Here is a 25,120-nt window from a genome sequence, read left to right as displayed (position 1 = left end):
GCATTTCCGAATCGGAGCCCAGATTGCGCCCCCGTAAACCGTGCTCGAGGTCACCATAAAAGTGAACCGGTAACGATTCGCTCATGTGAGAGGACATAGAGTGTCGGAGGATCTGACAGCCCTGCGAGCGTCGAGCGCATATGCTCTCGGCGACCGGGGGAAGCACTGCGATGACGTGCCCGACAGGGCCCGTGGACTGGAACCGACTGTTCGATGAAGCTCTCTGCACTACGTACCGTGGCCGCGCTGCGCACCACCGCCGTGGCTCTGACCGCCGCATTGTCGGTGGCCGTTGTCGCCGGTGGCGCCGCGACCGCCGAGCCCGAGAAGCCCTCAGCCGTGTCGTCCATCGTCAAAGACGGACGCGTGTGGCACCTGAAGGTGTATTCGGCGGCGATGAAGAAGGACATCACGATCGACGTGCAGCGTCCCGTCGACGAGTCGAAGCCCGCCCCCAACTTCTACATGCTCAACGGCCTCGACGGCGGCGAGGGCACCGCCAGCTGGGCCGCGCAGACCCAGGCGCTCGGCTTCCTGTCCGACAAGCAGGTCAATGTCATCCAGCCGATCGGTGGTCGCGGCAGCTACTACACCGACTGGAAGCAAGACGACCCCAAGCTGGGCCTGAACAAGTGGAGCACCTTCTTCACCCAGGAGCTCCCGCCGCTGCTCGACGGCGCCCTCAACTCGACCGGCCTGAACTCGCTGGCCGGGCTGTCCACCTCCGGCACCTCGGTGCTGCAGCTGGCCGAGGCCAACCCGGGTCTGTTCAAGTCCGTCGCCGCCTACAGTGGCTGCGCGCAGATCGCCGACCCGATGGGCAAGCAGGCCGTCAAGTTCTCCGTGGAGACCTGGGCAGGCGGCAAGACCGCGAACATGTACGGTCCGGACAACGATCCGGCGTGGGTCGACAACGACCCGGTCGTCAACGCCGAGAAGCTGCGCGGCACCAACCTCTACATCTCCAGCGGTAGCGGCATGCCGACCAACGCCGACGTGGCCTACTACCTCAACGGTTCGCCCGGCCCGATGGGCGTGATCAACCTCGGTCTCGGAATCGGCATCGAAGCGGCGACCAACGCTTGCAGCCAGAACCTGAAGACCAAGCTGGACTCGCTGGGTATCCCGGCGACCTACCAGTTCACCCCGATGGGCACCCACTACTGGCCGTACTGGGAGCAGGCGCTGCACGAGTCGTGGCCGCTGCTCGCTCAGGGCATGGGCATCTGATTTTCCACTGAAAAGCGGGAGACATCCGGATTCGGATGCCTCCCGCTTTCGCGTTGTCGCCGACTACGCGGTGGGCGCGACCGCGGTGCGCACCGTGAGCCCGGAGCGGATGAAATAGGCGATCTCCTCGCAGATCTCGTCGACCGAGATCGCGTCGCCGGGAACGGTGGCGTGCACCATCTCCTGGGCGAGCGAATTCACCGCGCCGATTACCGCGAGCCCGAACAGGTGCAGGCTGCGCGATTCCGCCTCGCCGCGCTCGGCGGCCCGTTGCGCTTCGCGCGTGAGCAGGGCCGAAATCGACCGCCGCTGCGCGCGCCGCCATTCCTCCACCACCGGACTCACCCCGACGACCTCGACATAGAACACCCGCGCCGCCCGGCGATCACGGCAGGTCACCGCGAGGAACGCGCGGAAACTCTCCACCACGCGCACCACCAGCGGCTGTTCACTGGTGCTTTCCAAGGCTTCGTCGAGACGGCGCAGCGCGGCCGCGTTCAACCGGTCGACGAGTGCGATCAACAATGCCTCGCGGCTACCGATGTCTTCGTAGAAACTGCGGGTCGACACATTCGCGGTCGCACACAGTCGCTCGATCGAGGTCGACGAATATCCCTGGGTGCCGAATAGTTCCAGCGCCGCGTCGGTCAACCTGTTGCGGCGTAGCGCTACTCGCTGCTGGCGCGACAATCCACCGTAACTACGACCACTATCGGTTACATCCGCACGCCGAACCACGGATGCATGCTAGCGCGCGATCGCCCGGTAGCCAGTCGATTCGCCATTGTCGCCACCAGCGAATTCCGCTGGCGCGACGGAATTGTCGAACGGGTGATCAATTCTGTTCGATAGTGGGTTCGCCGTCGTCGAGCGGCTCGTCCAACGGCCAGCCACCGGCGGCCAGATGCGATGCCACCCGCGAGACATCGTCGGGCGCGGGCTGCTGCTTCGCGAAATCGGCGATGGCAGCGGCGATATCGGCCTCGCTGATCTTTTCGCCCTCGCGGCTGGCCTCGACCAGCCGCTCTCCGATCACCACCACCTCGTAGTCGGTGAGGTGGCGGTGCAGCACCGCGAACAACGCGACGTAGTCCGACTGCGGAATGCCCTGCGGGTACCCGGCACGCAACCAACCGAGCACCCGAGAGAGCAGGTTGCCGCGGACCGAGGGGCTCGGCGAGGCGGGGTTCGGATCGGTCATGGCTTCCTCACTCATGATTGGCCGAACAGGTGGATGCCGAACTGGTGGGCGATGAATGCCTTGGCGGTGAACAGGATTCCGGTGATCACCACGACGACGATGAGGACCAGGCAGGTCAGCGCACCGGCCAGCGCCGGATAGTTGCGCCGAACTCGCCCCTCGGCGTCGACGGTCTCGGCATTGGCCCACCACCGCACGGCGTAAGCGAAAACGGCGGGTACGCCCGCGCCGAAGATCAGCGCGGCGAGCACCACTTCCCACAGTGAACTCAGATTGGTGATCACGGTGTGCACGATCGCTCCCCTCTACCCGGCATGGTTCTGGTCGATCGGCGACGGTGCCGAGGCGGGTGGCTGATGGCCGTCGGGCCATTCGTTCACATTGTGGGTGCCGACCGGGTCCTGCCGCGACCGGAGATAGATTCCCAGCGCCCCGGCGATCAGGAGGCCGAACACCACGAGGACACCGGGAAGCCCACCGATGAGGTGGGCGATCACCCAGCAGATCGCGCCGACGATGCCCGCCATCGGCAGGGTGAGCAGCCAGGCGACGGCCATCCGGCCCATCACACGCCAGCGCACCTCCGCGCCCTTACCGATGCCGGTACCGAGGATCGCGCCGGTCGCGGTCTGCGTGGTCGACAGCGGCAGGCCGAAGTGCGCCGAGGTGAGGATGATCGCCGCCGAGGTCGACTCGGCGGCCAGACCCTGCGGCGACTCGATCTCGACCAGGCCCTTACCGAGGGTCCTGATGATCCGCCAGCCGCCGAGATAGGTACCGAGGGCGATCGCGACCGCGCAGGAAGCCATCACCCACAGCGGCATGTGGTCGTCCTTGCCCAGCGAGCCGTAGGCGACCAGCGCGAGGAAGATGATGCCCATCGTCTTCTGCGCGTCGTTGGTGCCGTGCGCCAGCGAGACCAGTGAGGCCGAGCCGATCTGTCCCCAGCGGAATCCCTCGTCGGTCTTCGCCCGGTCGACGCCGTGGGTGATCCGGTACACCAGGAAGATGCCGATGGCCGCCACCATGGCCGCGATCACCGGCGCGAGCAGCGCGGGCAGCACGATCTTGATCAGCACGCCGTCCGATCCCGATGCCCAGATCACGCCGTTCCAGCCCAGCGCGGCGATCGTCGAGCCGATCAGCCCGCCGAACAGCGCGTGCGAGGAACTCGACGGCAGGCCGAGCAGCCAGGTCAACAGATTCCACAGGATGCCGCCGACCAGGCCGGCGAAGACGATGACCAGCAGGTCGTGTCCACTCACATCGTCCAATTTCACAATGCCCTTGGCCACAGTCGCCGCCACCGATACCGACAGGAACGCACCGATCAGATTCAGCACACCGGAGAGGGCTACCGCCGTCTTCGGCTTCAGAGCGCCGGTGGCGATCGACGTCGCCATGGCATTGGCCGTGTCGTGGAATCCGTTGGTGAAGTCGAATGCGAGAGCTGTGGCGATGACGATCAACAGGATCATTAATTCGGCGCTCACCCGAACAGTGTGTCGTATGCTGCCGCCGGATTGCCAAACTGTTGCGGGTCGGTCTCCTGAACAGCGCTGACCTCAGTTGAGTGCGCGCACCGAGTCGATAACATCGGCCTGGGCGGGTTCCTTGTCCGGCCGGTAACGGACCACTCTGGCGAAGCGCAGCGCCACCCCGCCGGGATATCGGGTACTGGTCTGGACGCCGTCGAGCGCGATCTCGACGACGAGTTCGGGGCGCAGGTACACGGTCTGACCGTCGCGGTGGGTTTCGTGACGTGGGAATTCCTCGGTCTGCCAGCGCAGCAGTTCGTCGGTGAGGCCCTTGAAGGTCTTGCCGACCATCACCGGCTCGCCGGTCTCCGGATCGCGAGCGGCCAGATGCAGATTGGACAGGAACCCGGTGCGGCGGCCGTAGCCCCATTCGGCGCCGATCACCAGTAGGTCGAGAGTGTGCGCGGGTTTGATCTTCTGCCAGGCCTTGCCGCGTCGGCCCGCGGCGTACGGGGCATCGAGCGCCTTGACCATCACGCCCTCGTTGCCCACGGCGAGTGCGTCGTCATAGCAGTCGGCGGCGGCCTCCGGCGTCGGCGCGATGAGCGCGGGGATGCTGTGGTCGCCCGCGACCTGCTCGAGCGCGATGCGGCGCACACGCAGTGGCTCGTCGATGAGGTCCACGCCGTCGAGGTGCAGGCAGTCGAAGAAATAGGGGTGCAGCCGGCGTGGATCGCCGATGGTGGCGAACCTGCTCATCGTCTCCTGGAACGGGCGTGGGCGACCCGAGTCGGTGAGGGCGAGGGTTTCGCCGTCGAGGACCACGGTGGCGCAGTCGAGGGTTCTGACCAGGTCGACGAGTTCGGGGACGCCGGTGGTGATGTCGCGCAGGGTTCTGGTGAACACCCAGACCTGGTCGCCGTCGCGGTGCACTTGGATGCGGGCGCCGTCGAGCTTGTGTTCGACACTGATGTCGGAGCCCAGTTCGGCGAGGGCCTCGTCCAGTGAGCCGCCGGGCGAGGCGAGCATCGGCGCCACGGGTCGGCCTACCTCGAGACGGAATGCCGACAGTGCTGGTTCGCCCCCGGCGAGCGCGGCGATCGCGGTGGTGGGGAGTTGGCCGGAGAGCATGTGGGCGCGGCGCACCACGTCGACCGGGATACCGGTGGACTGGGCGAGCGCCTCGACGACGATCGCGGTGAGCGCGCCCTGGCGCAGTTCACCGGTGAGCAGGCGGATCAGGAAGGACTGCTCTTCCTCGGTCGCCGCGGTGAACAGCGCGGTGAGCAATGCGCGACGCCGGTTGGTAGAGCCCTTGCCGTTCAGCTCGGTGAGCTGGGAGAAGATGTCGTCCACCGCGCCGACGGTGAGGCTCGCCTCGCTGCTCGGCGGCGTATCGAGCCCGGTCACCGTGCGCCAACCGGCCCCGATCCGGCCCTGCACCAGCTCACCGGACAACCACGCCACCACGGTGCCGATCTCGGCGGGCCCGGCGGCACCGAAGAGCTCGGCCAGCGCGGCGGTTTTCGCCTTGCGCGACCGAGTCGCTCGCACGGCAGCGGAGGCTGTGACGACATCGCTGAACAGCACCTCACGACAGTATCGCGAGGGTGTGACACAGAGCTCGATGCCGTTGTTAAGAATCCTTTGGCAAGCCTGCGAAAGGCCCTTAAACTGGACATATGGCCAAGACCTATGTCGGAGCGCGGCTGCGCCAGCTGCGTACCGAACGTGGGCTGAGCCAGGTGGCGCTCGCGCAGAAACTGGAGATCTCGGCCAGCTATCTGAACCAGATCGAACACGACGTGCGACCGCTCACCGTGCCGGTGCTGACGCGCATCAACGAGGTCTTCGGCGTCGACCCCACCTTCTTCTCCGCCCAGGACGACACCCGCCTGATCGCCGAGTTGTCCGAAGTCGTGATGGACGCCGAGCTCGGCATCGAGGCCGACACCCAGCAGATCGCCGACATGGTCTCCGCGCATCCGTCGATGGCGCGCGCCCTGGTGGCCATGCACAACCGCTACCGCAACACCAGCGCGCAGCTGGCCGCCGCCACCGAGGACCGGTTCGCCGACGGCTCCGGCAGCGCCGCGATCAGCAAGCCGCACGAGGAAGTGCGCGACTACTTCTACCAGCGCCAGAACTACATTCACGAATTGGACACCGCCGCAGAGGATCTCACCGCGCGCATCCGATTCCACGGTGGCGAGGTGAGCACCGAGATCGTGCGCCTGCTGCGCGCGCACGGCGTGCGGATCAGCGAGCGCATCGACCTCGGCGAGGGCGTCCTGCACCATTTCGACCCCGAGACCAAACAGCTCGAGATCTCCCCGCACCTGTCCGGCGGCCAGCGCACCTTCAAGCTCGCCGCCGAACTGGCCTATCTCGAGTGCGGGCCACTGCTCGAAAAGCTGGTCGACGAAGGCAATTTCGCCTCCGACGCCTCACACAAACTCGCGATGCTCGGACTGGCGAACTACTTCGCGGCCGCGATGGTCCTGCCTTACACGCACTTTCACGAAGTGGCCGAGAATTTCCGCTACGACATCGAGCGCCTGTCAGCCTTCTTCTCGCAGAGTTTCGAAACCATCTGCCACCGCCTCTCGACCCTGCAACGACCGACCCTGCGCGGAGTCCCCTTCTCCTTCGTGCGCGTCGACCGCGCGGGCAATATGTCGAAACGCCAGTCCGCCACCGGTTTCCACTTCTCCGCCAGCGGCGGCACCTGCCCGCTGTGGAACGTCTACGAGACCTTCGCCTATCCCGGCAAGATCATGACCCAGATCGCCCAGATGCCCGACGGCCGCAAATACCTCTGGATCGCCCGCACCGTGGAACGCCGCGCCACCCGTTACGGCCAACCCGGCAAGACCTTCGCCATCGGCCTCGGCTGCGAACTGCGCCACGCGGGTCGCGTCGTCTACGCCGACGGCATCGACCTGGGCGAAGCCAACGCCACCCCCATCGGCGCGGGCTGCCGAGTCTGCGTGCGCTCCAACTGCCCCCAGCGCGCCTTCCCCCCACTGGGCAAGGCCCTCGATATCAGCGAACACCGCAGCTCGGTCTCGCCGTACCTCATCAAATAGCGCCGCTCGCCCTCAGAATGCCTCTTCCGGGACGGCCATGATGTCGTTGTCGATGGTGGCGAGGATGTTCCTGGTGGCGGTGAGCTCGGGAAGCACATTCTTGGCGAAGAAGCTCGCCGCGGCGACTTTGCCCTGATAGAAGGGGCGGTCCCGCGGGGTGGCGTCGGAGGCCAGGGCGGCGGCCGCGATGTCGGCCTGGACCAGCAGGCGCCAGGCGATGAGGAGGTCGCCGACCGACATCAGGAAGCGGACCGAGCCGAGGCCGACCTTGTAGAGCTCGGTGGGCTCGGTCCGGCCCGCCATGGCGTAGCCGGTGAGAGTGGCGGCCATGGCGCCGATGTCGGCCTGGGCGGTGCGCAGCAGGGCGCGCTCGACGGCGAAGCGGCCGGTGTCGTTCTCGAGGTAGGCGCTGATCTGGGCATTCACATGGGCCAAGGCCACGCCACGATCGCGAATGATCTTGCGGAAGAAGAAGTCCTGAGCCTGGATCGCCGTGGTGCCCTCGTAGAGCGAGTCGATCTTGGCGTCGCGGATGTACTGCTCGATCGGATAGTCCTGCAAATAGCCGGAGCCGCCGAACGTTTGCAGCGACTCCGTGAGCAACTGATACGCGCGCTCGGATCCGACGCCCTTGACGATCGGCAGCAGCAGATCGTCCACGCGGTGCGCGGTCTCGGGATCGGCACCCGACACCAGCTGCGCCACCTCCGCGTTCTGATGCGCGGCGGTATACAGATAGACCGCTCGCAGCCCCTCCGCGTAAGCCTTCTGCATGGCCAGCGACCGGCGGACATCGGGGTGATGGGTAATGGTGACGCGCGGCGCCGCCTTATCGGCGATCTGCGTCAGATCCGCACCCTGCACCCTCGTCTTGGCGTACTCGAGCGCGTTCAGATACCCGGTCGACAACGTCCCGGACGACTTCACCCCCACCGTCATCCGAGCGTTCTCGATCACCTTGAACATCTGGGCGATGCCGTTGTGCACATCGCCGACCAGCCAGCCCTTGGCGGGCACCGCGGTGCCGCCGAAGGTCAGTTCGCAGGTCGGTGAGGACTTGATCCCCATCTTGTGCTCGACCCCGGTCAGATACACACCGTTGCGGGCGCCCGGTTCGAGCGTCACGGGATCGAAAAGGAACTTCGGCACGTAGAACAGCGAGAGCCCCTTGGTGCCGGGGCCCGCGCCCTCTGGCCGGGCGAGCACCAGATGGAACATGTTCTCCGCCGTATCACCCACGTCACCGCCGGAGATGAACCGCTTCACCCCCTCGATGTGCCATGACCCGTCGGGCTGCGGCACAGCCTTGGTCCGACCGGCGCCGACATCGGACCCGGCATCCGGCTCGGTGAGCACCATGGTCGCCTGCCACCCACGCTCGAACCCGCCCCGAGCCCAGCGCTGCTGTTCGTCGTTGCCGAGTTCGTAGAGCACCGAGCCCATCAGCGGGCCCATGTTGAAGAAGCTGGCCGCCGGGTTGGCACAGATGATGAGCTCGTTGACCGCCCACATCACCACGTTCGGGGCGGCGGTGCCGTCCATACCGGCAGGCATGCCGAGGCGGTGCCATCCCGCCTCGTGCACCACGTCCACCGTCTTGCGCAGGGGTTCGGGCACGGTGATGTCGTGGGTATCGGGGCGGAAGACCACCGGGTGCCGGTCGGCGTCGGCGAACGAGTCCGCGATCGGCCCCTCGGCCAGGTTCTTCACCTCGACGAGGAGCTGACGCACGGTATCGGAGTCCAGGTCGCCGTAGGCCCCGGTGTCAAGAAGCTTGTCGAGGTTCAGCACCTCGAACAGGTTGAACTCGATGTCACGCACGTTCGCCTTGTAGTGCCCCATGGGGCCCTCCTCGACTGACCGCACACGGCCGATTGCCGTGTGACTCGGCTGCTCGACGTCGTACAAATCGAGCGTGCCGCACTTCCGCGCCCTTACGCAACCGTAGGTACGCCGATCCTTCGGCAACCCCTCCGGCGAACAATTCACACGGACGAAACAGACGAAACGGGCACGTGACCGGGAGTCATTCGGGGGCAACAAGTTCCATCTACTGTCTCGAATCACGAATACAGCAGCTGTATACAACTCGGTGTACATCCAGTCGCCGGGGAGCAGCGGTGGTGTTCGTTGTGGCGCGTGTGGCGCCGCCGTTACACCTGATGAGGAGAACCGCCCCATGTCTGAATCCCGTTTGGTCAAGGCGCTTGCCGTGCCTGCCGCGGTGGCCGTCGCCGGCCTGCTGCTCACCGGCTGTGGTGCTCGCGACGACGCGTCGACCGGCTCGACCGCCGCCTCCTGCGTCGACACCAGCAAGGACACCATCAAGGTGGGCTCGCTGCACTCGCTGTCGGGCACCATGGCCATTTCCGAAGTGACCGTGGCCAATTCGACCAAGCTGGCGATCGACCAGATCAACGCGGCGGGCGGTGTGCTCGGCAAGAAGATCGAGATCGTCCTCGAAGACGGCGCCTCCGACCCCAAGACCTTCGCCGAGAAGGCCGAGAAGCTGATCAGCTCCGACTGTGTCGCTTCGGTATTCGGCGGTTGGACCTCATCGAGCCGCAAGGCCATGAAGCCCAAGTTCGAGAGCCTGAACTCGCTGCTCTACTACCCCGTGCAGTACGAGGGTCTGGAAGATTCCAAGAACATCTTCTACACCGGCGCCACCACCAATCAGCAGATCATCCCCGCGCTGGACTACCTGAAGCAGAAGGGCATCAAGTCCCTCTACCTGGTCGGCTCCGACTACGTCTTCCCGCAGACCGCCAACCGCGAGATCAAGGCCTACGCCGCGGCCAACGGCATCGAGATCAAGGGCGAGGACTACACCCCGCTGGGCTCCACCGACTTCTCCACCATCGTCAACAAGGTGCGCGCCGCCAAGGCGGGCGCGGTGTTCAACACCCTCAACGGCGACTCCAACGTCGCCTTCTTCCGCGAGTACACCAACGCGGGCCTGAAAGCCGCTGAGATGCCGGTGGTCTCGGTGTCGATCGCCGAGGAGGAGGTCGCCGGTATCGGCGCGCAGAACATCGCGGGCCAGCTGACGGCCTGGAACTACTACCAGACCGTCGACTCCCCGGCGAACAAGAAGTTCGTCGCCGACTACAAGGCCGCCTTCGGCGCCGACAAGCCCACCTCGGACCCGATGGAAGCCGCCTACGCCTCGGTCTACCTGTGGAAGAACACCGTCGAGAAGGCGAAGTCGTTCGCGGTGGCCGACATTCAGGCCGCGGCCGACGGCGTGAGCTTCGACGCCCCGGAGGGCACCGTCACCATCGACGGCTCCAACCACCACATCACCAAGACCGCCCGCATCGGTGAGATCCGCCCCGACGGCCTGATCTACACCGTCTGGGATTCCGGCAAGGCCATCACCCCCGATCCGTACCTGAAGTCCTACGAGTGGGCCAAGGGCCTCAAGTAAGTAGCCCGAAAGATGTGGGACGCGCTCAGTACAGGGGCGCGTCCCACATCGCCCCATCGCTCGTCTTTTCAAGGAGTCCACTGCAATGGACGTGCTGATCAGTCAGCTCTTCACAGGGTTGAGTCTGGGATCCATTCTTCTGCTCGCCGCGCTCGGTCTGTCACTGACCTTCGGTCAGATGGGCGTCATCAATATGGCGCACGGCGAATTCATCATGGCCGGTTGCTACACCACTTATGTTGTGCAGCAGGTCTTCTCGTCGGCCGGAGTTTCGCTGGTCGTGTCCCTGCTGGTGGGCTTCCTCATCGGCGGCCTGCTCGGCGCCGCCCTGGAGATGGGGCTCATCCGCTACATGTACGACCGCCCGCTCGACACGCTGCTCGTCACCTTCGGTGTCGGACTCGTGCTGCAGCAGGCCGCGCGTGACATCTTCGGCGCGCCCGCCAAGAACGTGCTGGTGCCCGAATGGCTCAGTGGCGGCATCACTATCGCGGGCGCGGTCGTGCCGAAGACCCGCATCTTCATCCTCGTGCTGGCGATCGTCGCGGTGACCACCCTGGCCGCGGTGCTCAAGACCACGCCCATGGGCCGACGGATCCGCGCCGTCGTGCAGAACCGCGGACTCGCCGAAACCAGTGGAATCTCGAGCAGATTCACCGATATCAGCACGTTCTTCATCGGCTCCGGGCTGGCCGGAGTCGCCGGTGTGGCGCTCACGCTGATCGGTTCCACCAGCCCCACCATCGGCCAGAGCTATCTGATCGACGCGTTCCTGGTGGTCGTGATCGGTGGCCTCGGCCAGATCAAGGGCACGGTGATCGCGGCGTTCGCGCTCGGCCTGCTCAACTCGTTCATCGAATACTCCACCACCGCGTCCATCGCGAAGGTGATCGTGTTCGTGCTGATCGTCATCTTCCTGCAGGTCCGCCCGCAGGGCCTGTTCACCGTGCGGACGAGGAGCCTGGCATGACCGCACTCACCGAACGTCTCCGCGAATATCCGCGGCTCACCCCGCTACTCGGTTTCGGCGTTGCCGCGATCCTGCTATTCGCTGTCGCGCCGGCGGTTCTGAGCGACTTCCGCTTGAACCTGCTCGCCAAGTTCCTCTGCTTCGCCATCGTGGCGGCGGGCATCGGATTGGCTTGGGGCCGTGGCGGAATGCTCACCCTCGGCCAGGGCGTGTTCTTCGGCGTCGGCGCCTACATCATGGCCATGCACATGCAGCTCGCCGACGCCGCCCGCCTCGGCAACGACGTCCCGGAGTTCATGGAGATCTCCGGCATCAGCGAACTGCCGGGATTCTGGCAGCCGTTCAGTTCCGCGCCGGTGGCGATTCTCGGCATCCTGGTGCTGCCCGCGCTCGTCGCCGCGGTACTCGGGTACGGCGTGTTCAAGCGCCGGGTGCGCGGCGCCTACTTCGCCATCCTGAGCCAGGCGCTGGCCGCGGCGCTGGCGATCCTGCTCACCGGCCAGCAGGCCATCGGCGGCTTCACCGGTCTGTCGGACTTCCGCTCCTTCTTCGGGTTCCGGCTGTCGGACCCGGCCAACCGGCAGATGCTGTTCTTCATCGCGTCGGGCACGCTGCTGGTGGTGGTCGCGCTGATCCGCCAGCTCAATCGCAGCCGCTACGGCGAACTGCTGGTGGCGGTGCGCGACGCCGAGGAGCGGGTGCGCTTTCTCGGCTACGACCCGGCCAATATCAAGATCGTCGCCTATGTGGTGGCGGCGTTCCTGGCCGGTATCGCCGGTGCGCTGTTCACTCCGATCGTCGGCATCATCTCCCCCGCCGACATCGGCGTCATCCCGTCGATCGCCTTCCTCATCGGCGTCGCCATCGGCGGCCGCACCACGCTGCTCGGGCCGATTCTCGGCGCGATCGGCGTCGCCTGGGCGCAGACCTCGCTGTCGGAGCAGTTCCCGTCGGGCTGGACCTACATGCAGGGCATCCTGTTCATCGTGGTCGTCGGCTTCATCCCCGCCGGGCTGGCCGGACTGTGGCCGATGTTCAAGGGCTGGCTCGACAGTCGCAAGAAGTTGCCGCCCGCACCGGAAGAACCCGCCCCGGTCGTGATCGAGGAAGAGGTGCACGCGCGATGACACTCGAACCCAAAGCCGGCGGCAACGCGGGCATGGACAGCGACTACCTCGAAATCCGCGGCCTCTCGGTGAGTTTCGACGGATTCAAGGCAGTCACCGAGGTCGATCTCACGGTGCTGCAGGGCGACCTGCGGTTCCTGATCGGCCCGAACGGCGCGGGCAAGACCACGCTGATCGACGCCATCACCGGCCTCGTTCCGGCCACCGGTTCGGCGCAGAAGTCGGGCACCGAACTGCTCGGCAAGAAGGTGCACCAGATCGCGCGCCTCGGCATCGGGCGCACCTTCCAGACGGCCAGCGTCTTCGAACAGCTGACCGTGTTGCAGAACCTGGATATCGCGGCGGGCGCGGGGCGTTCGGCCTGGTCGCTGCTGCGCACCCGCAAGTCGGTCCTGCCCAGCATCGAAGAAGCCTTGGAGACAACGGGTCTCACCGCACTGCGCGACAAGCCCGCCGGGGTACTCGCGCACGGGCAGAAGCAGTGGCTCGAGATCGGCATGCTGCTGGTGCAGAACGCGTCGGTGCTGCTGCTCGACGAGCCCGTCGCGGGCATGAGCGCCGAAGAGCGCGAGGAGACCGGAAACCTGTTGCGCCGCATCGGCAGTGATCGTGTGGTGATCGTCGTCGAGCACGACATGGACTTCATGCGGTCCTTCGCCACCTCGGTCACCGTGCTCGCGGGCGGCAAGGTACTCAGCGAGGGCAGCGTCGAACAGGTGCAGGCCGATCCGAAGGTGCAAGAGGTCTATCTCGGCACCGCGACTCTGGTTACGACAGACAAGGAGTCGGCCGATGCTTGAGCTACACGACATCCGTTCCGGATACGGGCGCACCGAGGTCATCCACGGCGTCAGCATGACCGTGCCCGACGACAGCGTGGTCGCCATCATGGGCCACAACGGCGCGGGCAAGACCACCCTGCTGCGCGCCGCGGTGGGACTGCTGCCCACCAAGTCGGGGACCATCACCTTCAACGGCGAGAAGATCACCAAACTCTCACCCTCGCAACGGGTCAAGCGCGGCATCGGCTATGTGCCGCAGGGCCAGCAGAGCTTCGGGCAGCTGACCACCGCCGAGAACCTGCAGGTGGTCGCGGACGGGCGCAAACGGGGCAAGGCGCTGATCGACGAATCGCTCGACCTGTTCCCCGCGCTGAAGGACCTGCTCACCCGCAAGGCGGGCCTGCTCTCGGGCGGTCAGCGGCAGCAACTGGCCATCGCGCGGGCCCTGATCACCGAGCCGAAGCTGCTCATCCTCGATGAACCGACCGAGGGCATCCAGCCGTCGGTGGTCGCCGAAATCGAGCGCACCATCATCGAATTGACGCAGCGCGGTGGTTTGAGCGTGCTGCTGGTGGAGCAGCACATCGGCTTCGCACTACAGGCCGCGCAGCAGTACTACGTGCTGCATTCGGGACATCTCGGCTCGACCGGGGCGGGCGGGGCAGGCGCGGAATCCGCGGTCCGCGCGGCGATGGCGATCTGATCGCAGCGGCGCGCATGGCCGGGAGGGGATCGGGCGAGGACTTGCGTCCCGCCGGAGGGAGACGGCGGGTTCCGCTGGCCGCGCGCGTCTACGACGAGCTGCGCCACGACCTCGCCACCGGGGAACTGGCACCGACCGAACGGCTGCGCGCCGAGCGGCTGGCCGAGCGCTACGGCGTCTCGCGCACCCCGGTGCGCGAGGCGCTGGCCCGGCTCCAGGCCGACGGACTCGTGCAGCGTCATCCCGATGGGCTCTACCTGTACCGGCCCCGTCTCAACGAACTCGACGAACTCTACGAGCTACGAATTGTGCTGGAATCCAGAGGTTTTCAGCGCATCGCCGCCGGTGGTTCCGTCCAGGTACACGTCCCGACCGAGCACGACCTACTCACCGTGCGCGCCGAGTTGGCCCGCTGGCTCGAATACCGCGACACCCCACCGGAACCCGGACCCGATCTGGTCGCCGCCGACGAGCAGTTCCACACCGAACTGCTGAGGGCGGCGGGCAACACCGCGCTCGCCGAGGCGCTGGCAGCCGTGTACCTGCGGGTTCGCCCGGTGCGCACCATGGATGTGCCGACCGCCGAACGGGTCGCGGCCATGACGGCCGACCACATCACCATCGCCGAACAGGTGCTGGCCGGCGACGACGAACAGGCCCTGCACACCCTCACCGCCCACATCGATTCCTCCCGCGCCCACGTTCGGGTGCGCGCGGAACAGGCGATCGCCTTCACCAAACTCGGTCGCGCCGTGCGGGATTGATCAACAGTCCTGCTGGAACGGCCAGCACTCGGTCTTGCGCGGAGTCGCCGTCGAGGGCGCACGGGTCGTCGAGGTCTGCGACGTGTCCGACATCGGGCGCGAATCGGGCGAATCCTGGAACAACGCCACCCCGACCACCACGAAGACGACGAATATGCCGAGCACCGCGGCGGCGAACATTCCGATGCCGACGAGCTTTCCCCGGCGCGACGGATCGGCGGGCGGGGCGGGCGGGGTCGGCGCGCTGAACTTGCGCACCTGCGGTACCACCGGGGTCGGCGCGGGCCGATTGCCGGTGAACCCCTCCTCGGCCAGCTCGGCGCGTGAGGGCACCTCGGCCACCCCGAGCGTCGCGCAGGTGTTGACCACCCGATCGATCGTCCATTCGCGTGGCCCCGCCGAGAACCCTTCGAGGTATACCCGCAGCTCGTGCGCGTCGACGCTGTTCGCGACCAGCACATCGAGACCCGGCCGCAGCGCAGTGCGCGCGGGCCGGACGACCACGCCGCGATACGGCACGAGCACCACCGCGCCGGACACATGCCTGCTGTCCTGCAACGCCCGTTCCAGCGCGACCCGCACCGCGTGCACTCCGTGCTCGACCCGGTCGGTGAGACCGTTCGACGGCTCGGCTTCTAAATCCAGCGGACTGTCGCTGATCCGCCACGAGCCGTCGGCGGTCACGGTGAGCAGGCCGCTCTGCCGCCGCCGGAAGCCCTTGACCTCGACCACCGTGATCCCGCGCGGCGTCACGATCACCGCGCCGAGCCGCCGGTCACCCACCCGGCAATCGACCAGCGCGAGCCCCGTACTCGGATATGAGCGCAGGCAATCCACGAGCTCGCGCTCGGCGCCGGTGAGCTCGGCACCCGGTCTGATCCGAACCAGCATGTTCGATGTTCCCCTACCAGTGCTGCGACTTCACACCGCCGCTGCCCGCTGCGGTACCCACCGATCATGACGCGCAACTGTTCCGAAAACCACTGGAAACCAAAGAAAACCGGCAGAAACGCAGGATGGACCCTCGAGGCGGCCCACCGCAGCTATACCGGCGAGTACGCTCCGATCCTGGCCGACGATGTTCGAGAAGACAGGTGGATCACCGATGGATTCAGCGCCACTACCACGCGTTTCGCCCGGCAGGTTCGGTGAACTCGGGCCGATCAACTGGGTTGTCTGGCAGGTACTTTCCCGTGCGTCGGGTACCGATGACGCGCATCTGTTCAGCACCCTCGGTCGCACCGGCGGACTCTTTCGCGGCTGGCTGCATTTCTCCGGCAAGCTGATGCCGGGTGGCAGGTTGCCGCGCGCCGAGGCCGAACTGGTGATCCTGCGCGTCGCGCAGCTGCGCGCGTGCGACTACGAGGCCGATCATCATCGCCGGTTGGGGCGAAAGGCAGGGCTGTCCGCCGTCGAGATCGAGCGCGTTGCCGCAGGCCCGGAAGCCGAGGGCTGGACACCTCGGCAGCGGGCATTGCTGACTGCCGTCGATCAGCTGGTGTCCACCCGGAATGTGGACGACGCGGCGTGGGCCGCGCTGGCCGAGCACTACGACGAGCGGGTACTGATCGAGATCGTGCTACTGATCAATCAGTACGAAGGTCTGGCGTCGACGATCACGACCCTGCGGATCGAGCGCGACACGTTCTGACACTGTGACCCAGGTCATATAGCGAGCTCGCGCGGGGTCTCCCACAGTAAAGACGTACAACGTACGGAGTTCATCGTCATCGAGGAGAACCCATGCAGATCACCGCTTCCGCCCTCTCGCTCAACGTCGCCGACCCGCAGTCCTCTGCCCAGTTCCTGATCGACCACCTCGGCTTCACCGAGAAGATGGCCGCCGACGGATTCGTCAACGTGGAGCGGGCCGACGCGGGCCTGGACGTGATCTACCTGCGTACCGGCCTCGGCTCGTTCAAGCCCGCCCGCATCGCGGGCAACGCGGGCGAGGGGCTGCTGGTGGTGTTCGTCGTCGACGATATCGACCGCGAATACGACCGTGTGCGGGCCGAGGGCGTCCCGATCGAGACGCCCATCGAAACCGAGGAGTGGGGCGAGCGCTACTTCCAGATGACCGACCCCAACGGCATCGTCATCCAGCTCGTGCAGTGGGTCTGATCAGCGGCGCGCGACCCGCAGCGCCGCGACGATCATCGGGATCTGCAACGGCAACCGCGCCAGCACGCCTGCCTTGAAGACCTTGGGCGCTTTCGGGTTACCGAGTACATCCGCGGTCATCTGGATATTGGCGGGGAACACGCCGACGAACAGCGCCGCGGCGAGCCACCCACCGAGCCGCCGCGTGCGCGGCACCGCCAGCGCGGTCGCCACGCCCAGCTCGGCAACCCCGGACCCATACGTGTAGGTCCGCGGGTTGCCGGGCAGCTGCGGCGGCACGATCTTGTCGAACGGCTTCGGTGCGACGAAGTGCAGGATGCCCATGAAGAACAGCAGTCCACTCAACCAGGAGTGCGCTCGTCGACGGGGAGTTTGATCAGCCACACCGCCGACGGTACCGCCTCCCCGCGACTTCGAGCCAGATCCAGGCGCGCAGGACGATCCATCGGCGGCCGACGGTAAGCAAGGACCGCTGGCCCGTGCCCGGCGAGTTACCCATGTGCTGTCGCCACGAGGGCGCCGACTACCGCGCGAAGACCGTGGACGCGGAGGTCGCCGGGCGGCCGAGAAGTTTGGTCAGGTCGCCGGTGTTCACCTCGAGCATGCCCTCGCCGATACGGGCGTCGGCGTCGGCGAGGGCGGCGGCGATCTGGCCGTCGAGGCCGGCCGCGCGCAGCGCCGCCACATAGTCGGCCTCGGCGAGGTCTGCGTAGCGGACCGTGGAGCCCTTTGCCTCGGCGACCGCAGCCGCCAGGTCAGCACCGGTCAGCGCCTCGTCACCGCCGAGTTCGTAGACGCGGCCCTCGTGCCCGGCGCCGGTGAGCACGCGCGCGGCGGCCTCGGCGTAATCGGCCCGTGCGGCGCCGGAGACGCGACCGGTGGCCATCGCGCCGTGCAGGACGCCCGACTCCGCCGCGTTCGCGACGGCGCCCTCGTAGTTCTCCCAGTACCAGCTGTTGCGCAGCAGCACCGTCGGCACGGTGGCGGTGGCCAGCACCTCTTCGGTGCCTCGGTGCTCGGCCGCCAGCAGCATCGGATTGCTGTCGGCGCGGGGGATGCTGGTGTAGGCCAGCAGTTCGACGCCGGCGCGCTCGGCGGCGCGAATGACATTGGTGTGCTGGGCAATTCGGGAGCCGAATTCGTTGCCCGAGATCAGCAGCACCCGATTTACACCCACCAGGGCGGCATCGAGGGCCGCCGGGTCGTCGTAGGACGCCTGCCGCACGTCGGCGCCTCGCTCGGCCAGGTCGGCCACCTTCTGCGGATCGCGCACGATCGCGACGGGCCGCTCCCCTGCGGCGAGCAGGGCCTCCACGACCAACCGGCCGAGCTTTCCGCCTGCTGCTGTCACTGCCACGGTCATTGCTACCTCCAGCGCTACAAGTACTAACTATTAGTAAGCACTATGCCTTTAGCGGGCACTTGCGTCAAGTGGGTAGAATGAAGTCATGTCAGAGACGCCCGCAGACCACGACCCCACGCTGGAAGCCGACGTCTTCGCGCGTAACTGCACCTCTCGTCCCGTCCTGCAGAACATCGCCGGACGGTGGGGTGTGCTGGCCCTGGTCGCGCTGCGCGACGGTCCCGTCCGCTTCAGCGCCCTGCGCCGCCGCGTAGACGGCGTGAGCGAACGCATGCTCTCGCAGACCCTGCAGGCGCTGGAACGCGACGGCATGGTTCATCGCGAAGTGCTGGAAGCGATCCCGCCCCGCGTCGAATACACCCTCACAGAGCTGGGCGCGCAGGTCGCCGACCATCTGCGGTCGCTGATCGTCGTGCTGGAATCCAATATGGACACCGTCCGCGCGGCACAGGACAGCTACCACCGTGCCGGGGCCATCGGCCAAGACCAGCTCAACGCGTGAGCAACTCCGAGACAGTGACGAATCGGTAGCCCTGCGCACGCAATCCGTCGACGATCTCGGGGACCGAGGCAAGGGATTCTGCGCCGTGCATGACATGGAGCAAGATGATCGAGCCCGGCCTGGTCTCGGCGAGGGTATCGGCGACGATGGCCGCGCGTGACGCGCCACCCGCGGAATCGGGCTCGACGTCCCAGGTCACGGTGGTGCGATCGTGGTCGGCGAGGTAGCGCGGCAGCGTCCACAGCTTCTTGCCGTAGGGCGGGCGGAAAGTGATCGGTCCGGGATACCCGGCGCGGCGGATCTCGTCGTCGGTGCGTTCGATCTCGTCACGCACGGTGTCACCGGAGACCAGCACCATGCGCCGGTGCGAATAGGAGTGGTTTCCGATCTCGTGGCCCGCTGCCACGATCGCCGCACCGTATTCGGGATGAGCGGCCAGGTTGTCGCCGACCAGATAGAAGGTCGCGCGAACCTGCGATTCCCCCAGTATTCGCAGCACTTCCGGGGTTCGCGCGGTCGGGCCGTCATCGAAGGTCAACGCGACAACCTTCTCGTCGGTCTCGACCCGATCGACCAGCCGCCCCGCCACCTGATAGGTCCGCGAATTCATCACCACGTACAGGCCGACCGCCACCACCGAAACCACCACGAGGCCGAGGACCCCACCCACCAGCCAACGACGCATGGACAGACGGTAACTCACCGGGTCTGCTCGGCCCGGTGAGTTACCGGCGCAGCTACGCGATAACTTGGGTGATGTCGCCCGGCTTCAGGTAGTCGAAGAAACGGTGGGCGCCGTCTTCGGTCATCCGGACACAGCCGTGCGATTTCGAATCGACCGGTCCCACGTGGAATGCCATGTCGCCGTTGAAGAAGGTTGCCCATCGCATCGGCGCATTGTGCATCGTGCTCCAGTGGAATTCCCGCTTGAAGGAAATCTTGGTCACCGCGGGCGGCGTTTCGTATCCGGCCATACCGTGCGAAATCGGCGTCGGTCCGAAGATCACCCGGCCGTTGTCGACCAGCCACGCCTCGTTCGTCGACAGCCGCAGGCATGCCCTTGCTTCGACGACCGGGCACGGCGATGCGGTGGGAACAATGGCGGGAACACCGGGAACGTCCGGTCCACCGGGGAAAAGAGGTTCCGCGACGGCCGGTGTCACCATGCCGAATCCGGCCACAGCGACGGCGGCTGTTGCCGCGATCCGTGCTGTCCAACCGAGAATGCTCTTGCTCATCAGTCGTAGCCTCTCTGTCCGCCTCTCCGCGCCTTTTGCCGGTCGTTAGGTACGACGGCAGCGCGGTGCCGGGCTGGCGGTCGCGATGGAGTCAGCTTGTGGGCGTGCCCGGCGAGTTACCCATGTACTCACAAGATCAGGTGTTGCGACTAACAAGCGAACGAAAGAACTAAAGAGATCATCGGTTACAGGCTTCGATTCACCAAATCAACACCCGGAAAAAGACCGAATAGAAACCAAAGGGCCGGATACGCGATTCGCGCACCCGGCCCCGGTCGGCTGATACCTCAGAAGTTGATCATGTGCCCCGCGAGGCCGTGGATCGCTTCCTGCACCGCTTCGCTCAGCGTCGGGTGGGTGTGCACATTGCGGGCCACCTCGTTGACCGTGAGGTCCCACTTCTGGGCGAGGGTGAGTTCCGGCAGCAGCTCGGAGACGTCGGGGCCGATCAGGTGCCCGCCGAGGAGTTCGCCGTGCGTGCCGTCGGCGATCAGCTTCACGAAGCCGGTCGGATCGCCGAGTCCGTGCGCCTTGCCGTTGGCCTGGAACGGGAAGTTCGCGACCTTCACGTCGTAGCCCTCGTCGCGGGCCTGCTGCTCGGTGAGACCGAAGCTGGCGACCTGCGGCTGACAGAAGGTGGCGCGCGGCATCATCCGGTAGTCACCCAGGGACATCGTCTCGGCGCCGCCGATGGTCTCGGCCGCGACCACGCCCTGCGCCTCCGCCACGTGGGCGAGCTGCAGCTTGGCGGTGACGTCACCGATCGCGTAGATGTGCGCCACGTTGGTGCGCATGTAGTCGTCGATCTCGATGGCGCCACGGTCGGTGAGCGCGACACCGGTGGTCTCCAGGCCGTAGCCCTCCACCCGCGGTGCGAAGCCGACGGCCTGCAGCACCTTGTCGACGGTGACGGTCTCGATCGCGCCGGACTTGTTGTCCTTGATCTGGACGGTGACCTTGGAGCCCTCGTCGTCGATCGACTGCACGGCCGCACCGGTGGAGATGGTGATGCCGAGCTTCTTGTACTGCTTGGTGATCTCCTTGGAGACGTCGGCGTCCTCATTGGGCAGCGCGCGGTCGAGGAACTCCACAATCCGCACGTCGACGCCGTAGTTCTTGAGGACGTAGGCGAACTCCATGCCGATGGCGCCGGCGCCGACGATCAGGATCGAGCCCGGTAGGTCACGGGTGAGGATCTGCTCCTCGTAGGTGACCACGTTCTCGGAGAGCTGGGTGCCCGGCAGCAGCTTGGTGGTGGTGCCGGTGGCGATGATGGCATTGTCGAACGTGATCGTCTCGGCGCCGCCCTTGGTGAGCGCGACGTCGATCGAGTTCGGGCCGGTGAAGGTACCGAGACCGTCGAACTCGTCGATCTTGTTCTTCTTCATCAGGAAGTGCACGCCCTTGACCCGACCGTCGGCCACCTTGCGGCTGCGATCGAAGGCGGCGCCGAAGTCGAAGCTGACCTCACCGGAGATGCCGAAGGTCTTGGCCTCCTTGTGGAAGATATGGGCCAGCTCGGCGTTGCGCAGCAGTGCCTTGGACGGGATGCAGCCCACGTTCAGGCACACGCCACCCCAGTATTTCTGCTCGACAATCGCTGTTCGCAGGCCGAGTTGAGCGGCACGGATCGCGGCGACATATCCGCCGGGACCAGCGCCGAGAACGACGACATCGTAGTGGGAAGTCACGTCACCGAGCCTAACTCTGTTTCGGGGAGTTCACCCACCCGTCCCCCCTATAGGTGAGATGTGCCCTCGACCGACCGCTGGTCGCTGTGGCGCCAGTAATGTCGAGAGGGTGAGCGGTGCTGGATCGGCGGGCGGAATCGGCAGCCGACTCGACGGCACGGCATCGACCCATCTCGTCCGGTTGCTCGTGCAAGCGGCCAGGCAGGCGGGTGCGGCCGAGGACCAGCTGGCCCGGGTGGCCGGAACCGACGAGGTGGTTCTGCGTGGTGAGCTCAACCGGATCCCGATGAGTTCGCTGCTCCGGTTGTGGGAGTTGATCGCGCAGGCGCGACCCGGTGCGGGGTCGGGGGCCGCGATCGCCGCGGCGGCTCCGCTCGGCTCTCTCAACACCTGGGACTATCTGGTGACAACCGGCGAGACACTGGCGGATTCGCTGCGCGCGGCCCAGCCGTATCACCGCTTGGTGACCGCGGCGACCGAGGGTTTCGACCTGTCCGGCGACGGGGATCTCACCATCGGCTACCGGACCTCGGCCGATGATCCGGCAGTGGCCTCGGTGGTCAACGAGTACGTGCTCGCCTACTACCTGCGCCGTGCGCGCGAAGCGATCGGTCGCCCGCTCGTGCCCACCCGGGTGAGCTTCGGCCACGCCGCCCCGGCCGACCACGCCGGACTGGTCGCCGTATTCGGTACCGCCGACATCGAATTCGAGGCCGAGGCGGATTCGATCACCTTCCATGCCGACGACGCCAACGCACCACTGACCCGCGCCGATCCGATGCTGGCCGACTTGATGCGCAGCCACGCCGACCTGGTCCTCGCCTCCGCCCGCCCGATCGCCGACCCCCTCGATGCCTTTCGCATCGCCCTCGGCGCGGCACTGGACGCGGGCGACCCAGCCCTACCCCGCGTCGCGAGAAGTCTTGCCATGAGCCAGCGCACCCTGCAACGTCATCTCGCCGAACACGGCACGTCCTGGCGCGACGAGCTCGACCTGCTCCGCCACGAACGCGCGAGAATCCTGCTCGACCGAGGCCACAGCACCGCCACCATCGCCCAGCGCCTCGCCTTCACCGACGACCGCGCCCTGCGCAAGGCCTTCCACCGATGGACCGGCACCACACCGACCGCCTCGCGCGCGGGGTGAGCGCGCCCACCATGGCGTGAACGGACCGGGTGGTGGCGTCCGCGGACCTGGGAGCGGGGTCCCGGCCGCCATAACGTAGTCATCACCGGCGAGAAACACCGGCTGACCTCGAAAGAAGGCTCGATCATGTCGAACACGGCCACCCGCGCACTGCCCACCTCCACCCGCGAGATCCACCTCGCCGCCCGCCCGAACGGCGCACCGGTCGCCGGCGATTTCGCCCTGGTGGAGCGGGAGCTGCCGGAACTCGCCGAGGGGCAGATCCTGGTCCGCAACACCTGGATGTCAGTCGATCCGTATATGCGCGGCCGGATGGACGACAAGGCGTCCTACATCCCGCCCTTCGAACTCGGTGCGGCCCTGGACGGTTCGGCGATCGGCGAGGTGATCGCTTCCCGCTCAGCCGATATCGCGGTCGGCGCCACGGTCACGCACTTCGCCGGATGGCGCGAACACGCCATCGTCGACGCCGCGCCGGCCACCCCCGTCGACCCCGAACTCGCCGCACCGCAGCACTTCCTGAGCGTGCTCGGCACCACGGGACTCACCGCCTACGCCGCGCTCACCGACATCGCCCGGGTAGAGCCCGGCGACACCGTGTTCATCTCGGCGGCAGCGGGAGCGGTCGGCAGCGTGGCGGGCCAGCTCGCCAAGGCGCTCGGCGCGAAGCGGGTGATCGGCTCGGCCGGTGGTCCCGTCAAGACCCGAAAGCTGCTCGAGGAGTTCGGTTTCGACGCGGCGATCGACTACCGGGCCGGCGATCTCGATGGTCAGCTCGCGGCGGCCGCACCCGATGGCATCGATGTCTACCTCGACAGTGTCGGCGGCGAACACTTGAAGGTCGCCATCGAGGCGCTCAACCAGCACGGCCGGATCGCCCTGGTCGGCGCGATCAGCGGCTACAACGGCGCCACCACCGGGCAGACACCTGATCTCTACCTCGCGGCGACGAAGGAGATCACCCTGCGCGGCATGCTGGTCACCAGCTACTTCCCGATCTTCGGCGAGTACATCGCCAAGGCCGCGGGCTGGCTCGCCGACGGCGCCCTGCACACCGCCGAAACCGTCTACGACGGACTCGACCAGGCGCCCGCCGCGTTCCTCGGTGTTCTCACCGGCGCCAACACCGGAAAGATGCTCGTTCACCTCGCCTGAACCCGAACGCCCCGCCGCGCACCGAGTTTTTCGGTCCGGCGGGGCGAAGGTCACTCACGCCAGACGTGGCTCGCGGCCCTGGCGAAGTTGCCGCCGAAGATCGCCTCTCGCTCGGCAGGGGTGAAACCACGGGCCGCGAGGAGCTCGTCCAGCCCGGGCACATCGGATTCGCCGAGCAGGTCCTCGGGCGGAGTCCATTGCAGCGGGCCCCATTTCGTGTACGAGTCGGAGAACGCACCCGGGTTGTCGCGGATCTCGTCGTTGAACTCTTGACCGTCGAACGAATAGTCCGACCCGATCCCGATGTGGTCGATCCCGACCAGGTCGACGCCGTATCGAATGTGGTCGGCTGTCGCCGCGACCCGCTCGGCGCGCGCGGCGGGCTCGTTGCGGCCGAGGAAGATTCCGACGCCGTTGATGCCGATCACCCCACCGGTGGCGGCGCACGCGCGTGCCTGCTCGTCGGTGATATTGCGCGGGTGGTCCCACAGCGCGGCGAAATTGGAGTGGCTGTAGATCATCGGAACCGAGGTGTGGGTGGCGATGTCGAGGCCGGTGCGGCGCGAGCAGTGCGAGCCGTCGGCGAACATGCCGACCTCGTTGAGCTTGCGCACCAAGTCCTTTCCGTATCCGGTCAGCCCGGTGTCGTCGCTGTCGAGGCAACCGCAGCCCGCCGCGTTCGCGTGGTTGTAGGTGGGCAGCAGCGAGCGAACGCCGAGCTCGTAGAACAGTTCCACATTGTCGAGATCACCGTCGATTGGCCCGGAATCCTCGAGGTCGAAGGCCAACGAGATCACCCCGGGCGCACCGATATCGCCCACTCGGTCGACCAACCGGAACCGCGAATCCGCCGCTGCCTCGTCCCGGAACTGCCGCAGCAAGGCCAGCGAATCACCCTTGGTCTGCGCCGAGTACCCGACGTTGACCGACAGATACGACCCCGCCGGGTACCGAGCCAGCTCCGCGACCCTGGCCGTGGGCCGCAACGGCAGACAACAGTGCTGCTCCCACAGGAACACATCCACCTCCGGTTGATTCGTGACCTGTGATCGTACGTTTCGCGGCGCATCCGACGCCGAACCGACGTTAACGCGATGTCTGATTCGTCGATAAGTCAGTACTGCGTCCC

At 66.6% G+C, this 25,120-nt stretch carries 26 protein-coding genes; 13 read left to right on the top strand and 13 right to left on the bottom strand.

Features of this window, described 5'->3' with window-relative positions; translation table 11 throughout:
• The first annotated feature begins 213 nt into the window (after positions 1 to 213).
• Positions 214 to 1,230: an alpha/beta hydrolase gene (locus NS1_RS18510; RefSeq protein WP_062986291.1), complete on the top strand. Its 1,017-nt coding sequence runs from the start codon at positions 214 to 216 to the stop codon at positions 1,228 to 1,230.
• Positions 1,231 to 1,293: 63 nt separating this feature from the next.
• On the opposite strand, the gene NS1_RS18505 is transcribed toward NS1_RS18510, so the two are convergent.
• From NS1_RS18505 to NS1_RS18485, 5 genes are all read right to left on the bottom strand, one after another.
• Positions 1,294 to 1,968 (bottom strand): TetR/AcrR family transcriptional regulator, encoded by a 675-nt coding sequence (locus tag NS1_RS18505; RefSeq protein ID WP_056814672.1) that lies wholly within the window; start codon positions 1,966 to 1,968, stop codon positions 1,294 to 1,296.
• Positions 1,969 to 2,065: 97 nt separating this feature from the next.
• The gene (locus NS1_RS18500) at positions 2,066 to 2,431 is read right to left on the bottom strand and encodes a DUF3349 domain-containing protein (protein ID WP_056816253.1); all 366 of its coding nucleotides are present in this window, start codon (positions 2,429 to 2,431) and stop codon (positions 2,066 to 2,068) included.
• Positions 2,432 to 2,442: 11 nt separating this feature from the next.
• On the bottom strand, positions 2,443 to 2,724 hold the full coding sequence (locus NS1_RS18495; protein ID WP_056814674.1) for a hypothetical protein: 282 nt from the start codon (positions 2,722 to 2,724) through the stop codon (positions 2,443 to 2,445).
• A gap of 12 nt (positions 2,725 to 2,736) precedes the next feature.
• Complete coding sequence (locus tag NS1_RS18490; RefSeq protein WP_062986289.1) at positions 2,737 to 3,924, bottom strand: inorganic phosphate transporter; 1,188 nt, start codon at positions 3,922 to 3,924, stop codon at positions 2,737 to 2,739.
• Between the two features lie 72 nt (positions 3,925 to 3,996).
• Positions 3,997 to 5,499 (bottom strand): ATP-dependent DNA ligase, encoded by a 1,503-nt coding sequence (locus NS1_RS18485; protein WP_062986287.1) that lies wholly within the window; start codon positions 5,497 to 5,499, stop codon positions 3,997 to 3,999.
• 92 nt (positions 5,500 to 5,591) lie between these two features.
• Between NS1_RS18485 and ramB the strand changes: the two genes are divergently transcribed.
• The gene (gene ramB, locus NS1_RS18480; protein ID WP_056814684.1) at positions 5,592 to 6,998 is read left to right on the top strand and encodes an acetate metabolism transcriptional regulator RamB; all 1,407 of its coding nucleotides are present in this window, start codon (positions 5,592 to 5,594) and stop codon (positions 6,996 to 6,998) included.
• 12 nt (positions 6,999 to 7,010) lie between these two features.
• Here the strand turns inward: ramB and NS1_RS18475 are convergent, their stop codons facing one another.
• Positions 7,011 to 8,840 (bottom strand): acyl-CoA dehydrogenase, encoded by a 1,830-nt coding sequence (locus NS1_RS18475; protein WP_062986285.1) that lies wholly within the window; start codon positions 8,838 to 8,840, stop codon positions 7,011 to 7,013.
• Positions 8,841 to 9,177: 337 nt separating this feature from the next.
• On the opposite strand from NS1_RS18475, the gene urtA reads away from it, so the two are divergent.
• The 6 genes from urtA (at position 9,178) to NS1_RS18445 (ending at position 14,774) form a co-directional block, all read left to right on the top strand.
• Positions 9,178 to 10,428: an urea ABC transporter substrate-binding protein gene (gene urtA / locus NS1_RS18470; RefSeq protein ID WP_062986283.1), complete on the top strand. Its 1,251-nt coding sequence runs from the start codon at positions 9,178 to 9,180 to the stop codon at positions 10,426 to 10,428.
• Positions 10,429 to 10,513: 85 nt separating this feature from the next.
• Entirely contained in the window at positions 10,514 to 11,398 is an 885-nt protein-coding gene (gene urtB, locus NS1_RS18465) for an urea ABC transporter permease subunit UrtB (protein ID WP_056814698.1), read from the top strand.
• A complete protein-coding gene (urtC, locus tag NS1_RS18460; protein WP_062986281.1) occupies positions 11,395 to 12,525 on the top strand; it encodes an urea ABC transporter permease subunit UrtC in 1,131 nt (376 codons plus the stop codon). Before urtB ends, urtC begins: the two co-directional genes overlap by 4 nt.
• Positions 12,522 to 13,325 (top strand): urea ABC transporter ATP-binding protein UrtD, encoded by an 804-nt coding sequence (gene urtD, locus NS1_RS18455; RefSeq protein WP_056814703.1) that lies wholly within the window; start codon positions 12,522 to 12,524, stop codon positions 13,323 to 13,325. Before urtC ends, urtD begins: the two co-directional genes overlap by 4 nt.
• Positions 13,318 to 14,010 carry an urea ABC transporter ATP-binding subunit UrtE gene (gene urtE, locus NS1_RS18450; protein ID WP_062986279.1) on the top strand — a complete coding sequence of 231 codons (693 nt, stop codon included), beginning with the start codon at positions 13,318 to 13,320 and terminating at the stop codon, positions 14,008 to 14,010. The genes urtD and urtE overlap by 8 nt, the downstream gene beginning before the upstream one ends.
• Positions 14,011 to 14,024: 14 nt before the next feature.
• Positions 14,025 to 14,774 carry a GntR family transcriptional regulator gene (locus NS1_RS18445; RefSeq protein WP_062986277.1) on the top strand — a complete coding sequence of 250 codons (750 nt, stop codon included), beginning with the start codon at positions 14,025 to 14,027 and terminating at the stop codon, positions 14,772 to 14,774.
• Here NS1_RS18445 and NS1_RS18440 read toward each other — a convergent pair whose 3' ends face one another.
• A complete protein-coding gene (locus NS1_RS18440) occupies positions 14,775 to 15,665 on the bottom strand; it encodes a nuclease-related domain-containing protein (RefSeq protein WP_062986275.1) in 891 nt (296 codons plus the stop codon).
• A 214-nt stretch (positions 15,666 to 15,879) separates the two neighbouring features.
• Here NS1_RS18440 and NS1_RS18435 point away from each other — a divergent pair, with 214 nt between their 5' ends.
• Positions 15,880 to 16,425 (top strand): carboxymuconolactone decarboxylase family protein, encoded by a 546-nt coding sequence (locus tag NS1_RS18435; protein WP_056814711.1) that lies wholly within the window; start codon positions 15,880 to 15,882, stop codon positions 16,423 to 16,425.
• 92 nt (positions 16,426 to 16,517) lie between these two features.
• Positions 16,518 to 16,895, top strand: a complete 378-nt coding sequence (locus NS1_RS18430; RefSeq protein ID WP_062986273.1) for a VOC family protein — start codon at positions 16,518 to 16,520, stop codon at positions 16,893 to 16,895.
• On the opposite strand, the gene NS1_RS18425 is transcribed toward NS1_RS18430, so the two are convergent.
• Positions 16,896 to 17,279, bottom strand: coding sequence for a DoxX-related protein (locus NS1_RS18425; RefSeq protein ID WP_062986271.1), 384 nt, complete (start codon positions 17,277 to 17,279; stop codon positions 16,896 to 16,898).
• 139 nt (positions 17,280 to 17,418) lie between these two features.
• Positions 17,419 to 18,258 carry an NmrA family NAD(P)-binding protein gene (locus tag NS1_RS18420; RefSeq protein WP_062986270.1) on the bottom strand — a complete coding sequence of 280 codons (840 nt, stop codon included), beginning with the start codon at positions 18,256 to 18,258 and terminating at the stop codon, positions 17,419 to 17,421.
• Between the two features lie 85 nt (positions 18,259 to 18,343).
• Between NS1_RS18420 and NS1_RS18415 the strand changes: the two genes are divergently transcribed.
• Positions 18,344 to 18,760: a winged helix-turn-helix transcriptional regulator gene (locus NS1_RS18415; protein ID WP_062986268.1), complete on the top strand. Its 417-nt coding sequence runs from the start codon at positions 18,344 to 18,346 to the stop codon at positions 18,758 to 18,760.
• Here NS1_RS18415 and NS1_RS18410 read toward each other — a convergent pair.
• The 3 genes from NS1_RS18410 to lpdA form a co-directional block, all read right to left on the bottom strand.
• Positions 18,750 to 19,445 (bottom strand): polysaccharide deacetylase family protein, encoded by a 696-nt coding sequence (locus NS1_RS18410; protein WP_062986266.1) that lies wholly within the window; start codon positions 19,443 to 19,445, stop codon positions 18,750 to 18,752. The two genes, NS1_RS18415 and NS1_RS18410, sit on opposite strands and share 11 nt — an antisense overlap.
• Positions 19,446 to 19,497: 52 nt before the next feature.
• On the bottom strand, positions 19,498 to 19,998 hold the full coding sequence (locus tag NS1_RS18405; protein WP_062986264.1) for a L,D-transpeptidase: 501 nt from the start codon (positions 19,996 to 19,998) through the stop codon (positions 19,498 to 19,500).
• A gap of 287 nt (positions 19,999 to 20,285) precedes the next feature.
• Positions 20,286 to 21,689, bottom strand: coding sequence for a dihydrolipoyl dehydrogenase (gene lpdA, locus NS1_RS18400; RefSeq protein WP_062986262.1), 1,404 nt, complete (start codon positions 21,687 to 21,689; stop codon positions 20,286 to 20,288).
• A 109-nt stretch (positions 21,690 to 21,798) separates the two neighbouring features.
• Here lpdA and NS1_RS18395 point away from each other — a divergent pair, with 109 nt between their 5' ends.
• A complete protein-coding gene (locus NS1_RS18395; RefSeq protein ID WP_062986260.1) occupies positions 21,799 to 22,836 on the top strand; it encodes an AraC family transcriptional regulator in 1,038 nt (345 codons plus the stop codon).
• A gap of 126 nt (positions 22,837 to 22,962) precedes the next feature.
• The gene (locus tag NS1_RS18390; RefSeq protein WP_062986258.1) at positions 22,963 to 23,991 is read left to right on the top strand and encodes an NADP-dependent oxidoreductase; all 1,029 of its coding nucleotides are present in this window, start codon (positions 22,963 to 22,965) and stop codon (positions 23,989 to 23,991) included.
• A 50-nt stretch (positions 23,992 to 24,041) separates the two neighbouring features.
• Here the strand turns inward: NS1_RS18390 and NS1_RS18385 are convergent, their stop codons facing one another.
• Positions 24,042 to 25,016: a dipeptidase gene (locus tag NS1_RS18385; RefSeq protein WP_062986256.1), complete on the bottom strand. Its 975-nt coding sequence runs from the start codon at positions 25,014 to 25,016 to the stop codon at positions 24,042 to 24,044.
• Positions 25,017 to 25,120 lie beyond the last annotated feature (104 nt).

Origin of the sequence: Nocardia salmonicida NBRC 13393 (genome assembly GCF_001613085.1) — a bacterium.
Taxonomy (GTDB): Bacteria; Actinomycetota; Actinomycetes; order Mycobacteriales; family Mycobacteriaceae; genus Nocardia; species Nocardia salmonicida.
This window is presented reverse-complemented; position numbering and strand designations above follow the sequence as displayed.

Bases quoted from the DNA above. Each gene is read 5' to 3' on its own strand.
- NS1_RS18510 (WP_062986291.1), top strand. From the start codon at position 214: ATGAAGCTCTCTGCACTACGTACCGTGGCCGCGCTGCGCACCACCGCC.
- NS1_RS18500 (WP_056816253.1), bottom strand. From the start codon at position 2,431: ATGACCGATCCGAACCCCGCCTCGCCGAGCCCCTCGGTCCGCGGCAAC.
- ramB (WP_056814684.1), top strand. From the start codon at position 5,592: ATGGCCAAGACCTATGTCGGAGCGCGGCTGCGCCAGCTGCGTACCGAA.
- NS1_RS18475 (WP_062986285.1), bottom strand. From the start codon at position 8,840: ATGGGGCACTACAAGGCGAACGTGCGTGACATCGAGTTCAACCTGTTC.
- urtA (WP_062986283.1), top strand. From the start codon at position 9,178: ATGTCTGAATCCCGTTTGGTCAAGGCGCTTGCCGTGCCTGCCGCGGTG.
- urtB (WP_056814698.1), top strand. From the start codon at position 10,514: ATGGACGTGCTGATCAGTCAGCTCTTCACAGGGTTGAGTCTGGGATCC.
- urtC (WP_062986281.1), top strand. From the start codon at position 11,395: ATGACCGCACTCACCGAACGTCTCCGCGAATATCCGCGGCTCACCCCG.
- urtD (WP_056814703.1), top strand. From the start codon at position 12,522: ATGACACTCGAACCCAAAGCCGGCGGCAACGCGGGCATGGACAGCGAC.
- urtE (WP_062986279.1), top strand. From the start codon at position 13,318: ATGCTTGAGCTACACGACATCCGTTCCGGATACGGGCGCACCGAGGTC.
- NS1_RS18445 (WP_062986277.1), top strand. From the start codon at position 14,025: ATGGCCGGGAGGGGATCGGGCGAGGACTTGCGTCCCGCCGGAGGGAGA.
- NS1_RS18440 (WP_062986275.1), bottom strand. From the start codon at position 15,665: ATGCTGGTTCGGATCAGACCGGGTGCCGAGCTCACCGGCGCCGAGCGC.
- NS1_RS18435 (WP_056814711.1), top strand. From the start codon at position 15,880: ATGGATTCAGCGCCACTACCACGCGTTTCGCCCGGCAGGTTCGGTGAA.
- NS1_RS18430 (WP_062986273.1), top strand. From the start codon at position 16,518: ATGCAGATCACCGCTTCCGCCCTCTCGCTCAACGTCGCCGACCCGCAG.
- NS1_RS18420 (WP_062986270.1), bottom strand. From the start codon at position 18,258: ATGACCGTGGCAGTGACAGCAGCAGGCGGAAAGCTCGGCCGGTTGGTC.
- NS1_RS18415 (WP_062986268.1), top strand. From the start codon at position 18,344: ATGTCAGAGACGCCCGCAGACCACGACCCCACGCTGGAAGCCGACGTC.
- NS1_RS18410 (WP_062986266.1), bottom strand. From the start codon at position 19,445: ATGCGTCGTTGGCTGGTGGGTGGGGTCCTCGGCCTCGTGGTGGTTTCG.
- NS1_RS18405 (WP_062986264.1), bottom strand. From the start codon at position 19,998: ATGAGCAAGAGCATTCTCGGTTGGACAGCACGGATCGCGGCAACAGCC.
- NS1_RS18390 (WP_062986258.1), top strand. From the start codon at position 22,963: ATGTCGAACACGGCCACCCGCGCACTGCCCACCTCCACCCGCGAGATC.